General features: G+C 61.8%; 5 protein-coding genes. All 5 read left to right on the forward strand.

What is annotated here, in order from left to right:
* Positions 1-889 (forward strand): DNA-directed RNA polymerase subunit beta (locus AB5164_RS09350; protein WP_497197417.1); only part of this gene is annotated, 889 nt, incomplete at its 5' end.
* Between the two features lie 6 nt (positions 890-895).
* Positions 896-5371, forward strand: a complete 4476-nt coding sequence (locus AB5164_RS09355) for a DNA-directed RNA polymerase subunit beta' (RefSeq protein WP_172677957.1) — start codon at positions 896-898, stop codon at positions 5369-5371.
* A 334-nt stretch (positions 5372-5705) separates the two neighbouring features.
* The gene (gene rpsL / locus AB5164_RS09360; protein WP_006235012.1) at positions 5706-6083 is read left to right on the forward strand and encodes a 30S ribosomal protein S12; all 378 of its coding nucleotides are present in this window, start codon (positions 5706-5708) and stop codon (positions 6081-6083) included.
* A 73-nt stretch (positions 6084-6156) separates the two neighbouring features.
* Entirely contained in the window at positions 6157-6630 is a 474-nt protein-coding gene (gene rpsG, locus AB5164_RS09365) for a 30S ribosomal protein S7 (RefSeq protein ID WP_006235013.1), read from the forward strand.
* Positions 6631-6649: 19 nt separating this feature from the next.
* Positions 6650-7491 (forward strand): GTP-binding protein (locus AB5164_RS09370; protein ID WP_368148025.1); only part of this gene is annotated, 842 nt, incomplete at its 3' end.

A 7491-nucleotide genomic window follows, 5' to 3' on the forward strand; every position in this document is an offset into this window, starting at 1 on the left:
GGTCGAGGACATGCCCTACATGGCTGACGGTACCCCGATCGACGTTATCCTCAACCCGCTGGGCGTTCCTTCGCGTATGAACGTCGGCCAGCTGCTCGAGTGCCACCTTGGCTGGGCTGCTGCCTGCGGTTGGGATACCGAGCAGGCCGACTCCGACAAGTACGTCCCCGGTCCGTTCTTCACCGCGACGCCCGTCTTCGACGGCGCCAAGGAGGACGAGATCGCCGAGGTCATCCGTCGTGCCAACAAGAACATGCTCAACAAGGCCACCGCTGCCTTTGGCGATCACATGCGTCCCGAGTTCGTCACCCAGCTTGACGAGCGCGGCAAGACCCGCCTGTTCGACGGCCGCACCGGCGAGGAGTTCCGCGAGCCCATTACCGTGGGTACGTCCTACATCCTCAAGCTCGGCCACATGGTCGACGACAAGATCCACGCCCGTTCGACCGGCCCTTACAGCCTGGTTACCCAGCAGCCTCTGGGCGGCAAGGCTCAATTCGGCGGCCAGCGCTTCGGCGAGATGGAAGTTTGGGCACTGTACGCTTACGGTGCTTCCAACGTCCTGCAGGAGATCCTGACCGTCAAGTCCGACGATACCGTGGGCCGCGTCAAGACCTACGAGTCCATCGTCAAGGGCGAGAACGTTCCTGTCCCGGGTATCCCCGAGTCCTTCAAGGTTCTCGTCAAGGAGATTCGCTCCCTCGCACTGGACATCGAGCCCATGCACGATGCCGACGAGGACGCCTCCGCCCCTGTGACCGCCGAGGAGACCTCTGCTCTCGACGACCTGGCTGCGCTCGCCGGCGTTGACGCCGACGTCGAGGCCGAGGATGCCGAGACCGCCGAGGCACCCGAGGCTGTCGCCGCCACGACCACTGATAAGGAGTAGTTGACTGTGGCAGATTTCGAAGCTACTGATTTTGACTCGGTAAAGATCTCCCTTGCCTCCGCCGACCAGATCCGTTCCTGGTCGCACGGTGAGGTCAAGAAGCCGGAGACCATCAATTACCGTACCCTCAAGCCCGAGAAGGACGGCCTGTTCTGCGAGAAGATCTTCGGTCCCGCCAAGGACTGGGAGTGCTCCTGCGGCAAGTACAAGGGCATCCGCTTTAAGGGCATCGTCTGCGAGCGCTGCGGCGTCGAGGTCACCTCGGCCAAGGTGCGTCGCGACCGCATGGGCCACATCGAGCTCGCCGCTCCCGTGTCCCACATCTGGTACTTCAAGAGCCCCACGAGCTTCCCGATGAGCCGTATGCTCGACATCAAGTCCAAGGACCTCGAGAAGGTTCTGTACTTTGCCAGCTACATCATCACCGAGGTCGACTACGAGGCTCGCGAGGCCGACGCTGACGACCTGCGCGAGGAGCTCGCCGCCGATCTGGAAGAGATCGATGCCGAGTGCGCCCGCCAGATCGAGTCCCTCAAGGAGCAGGGCAACCCCGAGAACTTCGACGAGTTCTCCGACGAGGAGCCGCTGACCCCCGAGGAGATCGCCTCTGGCATCGTCGACATCGAGGAAGAGTGCAAGGACGAGAAGCAGCTCCGCACGGACGCCTTCAACGCCTTCATGAAGCTCAGCGAGCGCGACCTCATTTCCGATGAGCCGCTGTTCCGCGAGATGACCCGCTACTACTCCATGTACTTCAAGGGTGGCATGGGTGCCGAGGCCGTCCGCGACCTGCTCGCTGCCATCGACCTCCCCTCCGAGGCCGAGAAGCTCAAGGCCATCATCGCCGACGAGGACTCCCAGAAGCAGAAGCGCGAGAAGGCCGTTAAGCGCCTCGAGGTCGTTGACGCCTTCCTGAAGGGCGGTAACAGCCCCGCGAATATGATTCTGGACGTCATTCCGGTCATTCCGCCCGATCTGCGCCCGATGGTCCAGCTCGACGGTGGCCGCTTCGCCGCGTCCGACCTCAACGACCTGTACCGTCGCGTGATCAACCGTAACAACCGACTCAAGCGCCTGCTCGACCTGGACGCCCCCGCGATCATCGTGAACAACGAGAAGCGCATGCTCCAGGAGTCCGTGGACGCCCTGTTCGACAACGGCCGTCGTGGTCGCCCGGTCTCTGGCCGTGGCGGTCGCCCGCTCAAGTCGCTCGCCGAGGCCCTCAAGGGCAAGCAGGGCCGTTTCCGTCAGAACCTGCTGGGTAAGCGTGTCGACTACTCCGGCCGTTCGGTTATCGTTACCGACCCCAAGCTGCTGCTGCACCAGTGCGGTCTGCCCAAGACCATGGCGCTGGAGCTCTTCAAGCCCTTCGTCATGAAGCGCCTGGTCGAGCTTGGCAAGGTCGAGAACATCAAGGGCGCCAAGCGCGCTATCGACCGCGGTGCCACCTTTGTGTGGGATATCCTCGAAGAGGTCATCGACGGCCGCGTCGTGCTGCTCAACCGTGCACCGACCCTGCACCGTCTGTCCATCCAGGCCTTTGAGCCGGTGCTGGTCGAGGGCAAGGCTATCCACCTGCACCCGCTGGTCTGCTCGCCCTTCAACGCCGACTTCGACGGCGACCAGATGTCTGTCCACGTGCCGCTGTCCAGCCAGGCTCAGGCCGAGGCCCGTGTGCTCATGCTCTCTGCGAACAACCTGCGCTCGCCGGCATCCGGCAAGCCGGTCAACATCCCCTCGCAGGACATGATCATCGGTGTGTACTACCTCACCCAGGTTCGCGAGGGTCTGCCGGGCGAGAACCACGTGTTCTCGAGCTTCGACGACGCGCTGCACGCCTATGACTGCCGCTCCGAGGTCGACATGCAGGCCAAGATCCAGGTCCGCGTGTCCGCTGCCGATGCCAACGTCATCAACGAGGACGGCACCCGTATCTTCCGCGTCAAGAACGGCAAGAACGAGTTTGTCGACTACGACGTTACCGGCAACAAGACCGCGCGCTTCGAGACCTCTATCGGCCGCATCATCTTCAACCGCCAGTGCCTGCCCGAAGACTATGAGTTCATGAACTACAAGATGGTCAAGGGCGACGTGGCCAAGCTGGTTGCGGACTGCTGCGATCGTTACCCCGAGGCCAAGGTCGGCCCGATCCTCGACGCCATCAAGTACTCCGGCTTCCACTACGCTACCCGCGCCGGCCTCACCATCTCGGTGTGGGACGCTCTCATCCCTGCCGAGAAGCAGGAGCTGCTCGATCGCGCCCAGGCCAACGTCGACCAGATCAATGAGTACTTCGAGGAGGGCTTCATCAACGAGACGGAGCGCCACATCGAAGTCGTTAACGAGTGGACCGCTTGTACCGATAAGGTCGCAGCGCTCATGCTCGACATGTTCGACGAGGAGAACCCGCTGTACATGATGGCCGACTCCGGCGCCCGTGGTTCTAAGACCCAGCTGCGTCAGCTCGGCGGCATGCGTGGCCTGATGGCAGACATGTCCGGCGAGACGATCGACCTTCCCATTAAGGCGAACTTCCGCGAGGGTCTGCTGCCGCTCGAGTACTTCATTTCGACCTACGGCGCCCGTAAGGGCCTGGTCGATACCGCATCCCACACCTCGGACTCTGGTTATCTGACCCGTCGTCTGGTCGATGTGGCCCAGGACGTCATTGTCCGCGAGGAGGACTGCGGTACGCACGAGGGCGTCACCTACAACCTCATCATCCCCGGCACCACCGACCTCAACACCGACCTCGTCGGCCGTTGCTTCATTGAGGACGTCGTGGCCCCCGATGGCACCGTGCTCTTTGAGCAGGACGGCTACATCGAGAAGGTCGCCGACATCCAGAAGATGGTCGATGCCGGCCTTAAGAAGGTCAAGCTTCGCGCGCTGCTCACCTGCCGCTCCAAGTACGGCGTGTGCCAGAAGTGCTACGGCTGGGATCTTTCCACCCGTCGCCCGGTCGCTATCGGTACTGCCGTCGGCATTATTGCTGCCCAGTCCATCGGCGAGCCCGGTACGCAGCTTACGATGCGTACCATTCACTCCGGCGGCGTCGCTGGCGTCGACGATATTACGCAGGGTCTGCCTACGGTCAGCCGTATGTTCGATATCGTCGGCAACGTCAACGAGAAGATTCTGGGTCGCGAGGCCGAGCTGGCTCCGTACTCCGGTCACCTCTCGATTAAGCCCGAGAAGTCCGAGTACGTGCTGACGCTCACCGACTCCGAGGATCACACCCGTGTCCTCGACGAGCGTCGCGTCCCCGCTTCGGTGCGCTTCATGCCTGAGATCGAGGACGGCTGCGAGGTTCGCGCCGGCGACCAGATCACCAAGGGCTTCGTCAACTTCCGCAACCTGCGCAAGCTGACCGACATCGAGTCGACGATGCACACCTTCGTCGAGAGCGTTAAGGACGTCTACACCAGCCAGGGCGTCGACCTGAACGACAAGCACATCGAGGTGCTCGCACGTCAGATGCTGCGTCGCGTTCAGATCACCAACCCCGGCGACTCCAAGTACCTGCTTGGTCAGTACGTCGACCGCTACGAGTTCGCCGACGAGGTCGAGCGCGTTGCCCGTCTGGGCGGTCAGGCTCCTGTGGCCGAACCCGTCATCCTGGGTACGCTCAAGGTCGCGTCCAACATCGACTCCTGGCTGTCGAGCGCTTCGTTCATCCGTACCGCCGGTGTCCTTACCGAGGCTGCCATCGAGGGCAAGGTCGACCACCTGCTCGACCTTAAGTCCAACGTCATCGTCGGTAAGAAGATCCCGGCTGGTACCGGCCTCAAGCCGTACGCCAACGCCAAGCTGACGTATCGCACGGCCGACGGCTACGTGGACATCGACGGCCCGGCTTCGCCCAACGCCAAGTCGCTGCCCGAGTGGGCTCCTGTGGAGCTCAAGGACCTGGACGAGCAGCTCCCACAGCAGCTCGACTGGGCCGGCTACGACGAGTTCGGCGGTGCTGACGGTTCGTTCACCCGCAACGGCCACACCATCTCCGCCGAGAAGGCTCGCCTGTACCTGTTCGACGACCTGGGCGTGTCGCAGCGCTGGACCAACAAGTTCAGCGAGGTCGGCATCGAGACGGTCGGCGACCTGGTTGGCAAGTCCGAGGAGGATCTGCTGCGCATCGACGGCATCGGTGCCAAGGCGATTGAGGAGCTCCGCGACGGCCTCGAGGCCCACGATCTGCTCTACATCCTCGAGAACAACGACGACGTTGCCGACGAGGAAGACCTCTCGCAGCTGCTGCAGATGGTCTTTAGCCCCGACGGTCCGGACGATATCCTGCTGGGTACCTCCGCTCCGACGCATCACGCCGACGCCGACGAGGAGCTCCTGGGCGCCCCGATCGACGACAAGAAGGCGCCCGCCAACGGCGCGATCAACGAGGACATGGCTTCCCTCGACGAGCTGCTCAACCAGCTCGTGGACACCGACGACGCCGAAGAGGCCAAGGACAACGACGAGGAGTAATTTCCTAGTACGTTAACCGCCCTTCCAAAGACCCGTTTCCCAACAGGGAAGCGGGTCTTTTTTGATGAGGAACGTTGCCCCGACGAGCACGTCGGATTCCCGGAACGGGCCGCCCGGGCCGGGAATCCGTCCCCGCGCACAGGAGGGGATCCCTTTTGTGTAGGGTTTGCGGAAATGTGCCTATTTTGGGATACGCCCGGCGGCGTGGTCTGTTGACGGCACAGCTAACGCCACGTATCCTATCGAACTGCGTGTTTCGTAGGGGGATGCTGACCCCTCGATTCAAGCCGTTGCACTTTACAGAAAGCTGGAATCATTCGAGAAGGAGTACGCTTTGCCTACTATTAACCAGCTGGTTCGCCAGGGCCGTCGTTCCGTGCCCAAGAAGTCCAAGAACGCTGCTCTGCAGCACAACTCCCAGAAGCGCGGCGTGTGCACCCGCGTCTTCACCACGAGCCCCAAGAAGCCGAACTCGGCTCTTCGTAAGGTTGCCCGTGTTCGCCTTGTCAACGGCATCGAAGTTACTGCTTACATCCCGGGTGAGGGCCACAACCTGCAGGAGCACTCCATCGTGCTCGTCCGCGGCGGTCGTGTCCGTGACCTCCCTGGTGTCCGTTATCACGTCATCCGTGGCGCCTACGACGCTGCTCCGGTCCAGAACCGTATGCAGGCCCGTTCCAAGTACGGTGCTAAGCGCCCCAAGGCCAAATAAGCCAGATAACGTTTTGATACTTTCGCCGTGTGCCGCCTAAGCGCCGCACGGTAGACACTTAAGGAGATTTCACATGCCGCGTCGTGCAGCAGCTAATCGTCGTGAGGTTCAGCCTGACGCCGTTTACAACAACCGCCTGGTGACTCAGCTCATCAACAAGGTCCTTCTTGACGGCAAGAAGGCCACCGCTGAGCGCATCGTTTACACCGCTTTCGAGATCGTTGCCGAGAAGTCCGAGGGTGGCGACGCTCTCGCTACCTTCAAGAAGGCTATGGACAACGTCAAGCCCACGCTCGAGGTTAAGCCCAAGCGTGTCGGTGGCGCTACCTATCAGGTCCCGATGGAGGTCAACTCCCGTCGTTCCACCGCTCTGGGTATCCGCTGGATCGTCAACTTCTCCCGCGCTCGCAAGGAGAAGACCATGGCCGAGCGTCTCGCCAACGAGATCCTCGACGCTTCCAACGGCCTGGGCGCTTCCGTCAAGAAGCGTGAGGACGTCTTCAAGATGGCCGAGGCCAACCGCGCGTTCTCTCACTATCGTTGGTAAGTTAAGGTAAGGAACTAACATGGCTAAGCCTAAGTACAAGCTTTCCGATACCCGTAACATCGGCATCATGGCCCACATCGATGCCGGTAAGACCACCACGACCGAGCGTATTCTTTACTACACCGGTAAGACCCACAAGATCGGTGAGGTCCATGAGGGCGCTGCCACCATGGACTGGATGGTTCAGGAGCAGGAGCGCGGCGTAACCATTACCTCCGCTGCTACCACGTGCTTCTGGAACAAGGACGGTAAGGACTACCGCATCCAGATCATCGACACCCCGGGCCACGTTGACTTCACCGCTGAGGTCGAGCGCTGCCTGCGCGTCCTCGATGGCGCTGTCGCCGTCTTCGACGCCGTTGCCGGCGTTCAGCCCCAGTCTGAGACCGTTTGGCGTCAGGCTTCTACCTTCAACGTCCCCCGTATCGCCTTCATCAACAAGTATGACCGCGTGGGCGCTGACTTCTTCAACGCTATCGAGACCATGAAGGATCGTCTCGACGCTAACGCCGTGGCCGCTCAGGTCCCGATGGGCGCCGAGGACAACTTCTGGGGCGTCATCGACCTCGTTACCATGACTGCATGGGACTTCAAGGCCGACGAGAAGGGCATGACCTACCCCGAGCCGATGGACGAGATCCCGGCTGAGTTTGCCGACATCGCTGCCACCAAGCGCGAGGAGCTCCTCGACGCTGCTGCCAGCTTTGACGACGAGCTCATGGAGAAGATCCTCATGGAGGAGGACTTCACCGTCGAGGAGCTCAAGGCTGCTCTGCGCAAGGGCGTTCTGGCCAACGAGCTCAACCTCGTCTTCGTGGGCTCCGCCTACAAGAACAAGGGCGTCCAGGAGCTGCTCGACGC

It is taken from the genome of Collinsella aerofaciens, assembly GCF_040915425.1.
Classification (GTDB): domain Bacteria; phylum Actinomycetota; class Coriobacteriia; order Coriobacteriales; family Coriobacteriaceae; genus Collinsella; species Collinsella aerofaciens_BW.

What these genes read in the sequence shown, in the direction of transcription:
- rpsG (WP_006235013.1), top strand. Translation starts at nt 6,157, where the DNA reads ATGCCGCGTCGTGCAGCAGCTAATCGTCGTGAGGTTCAGCCTGACGCC.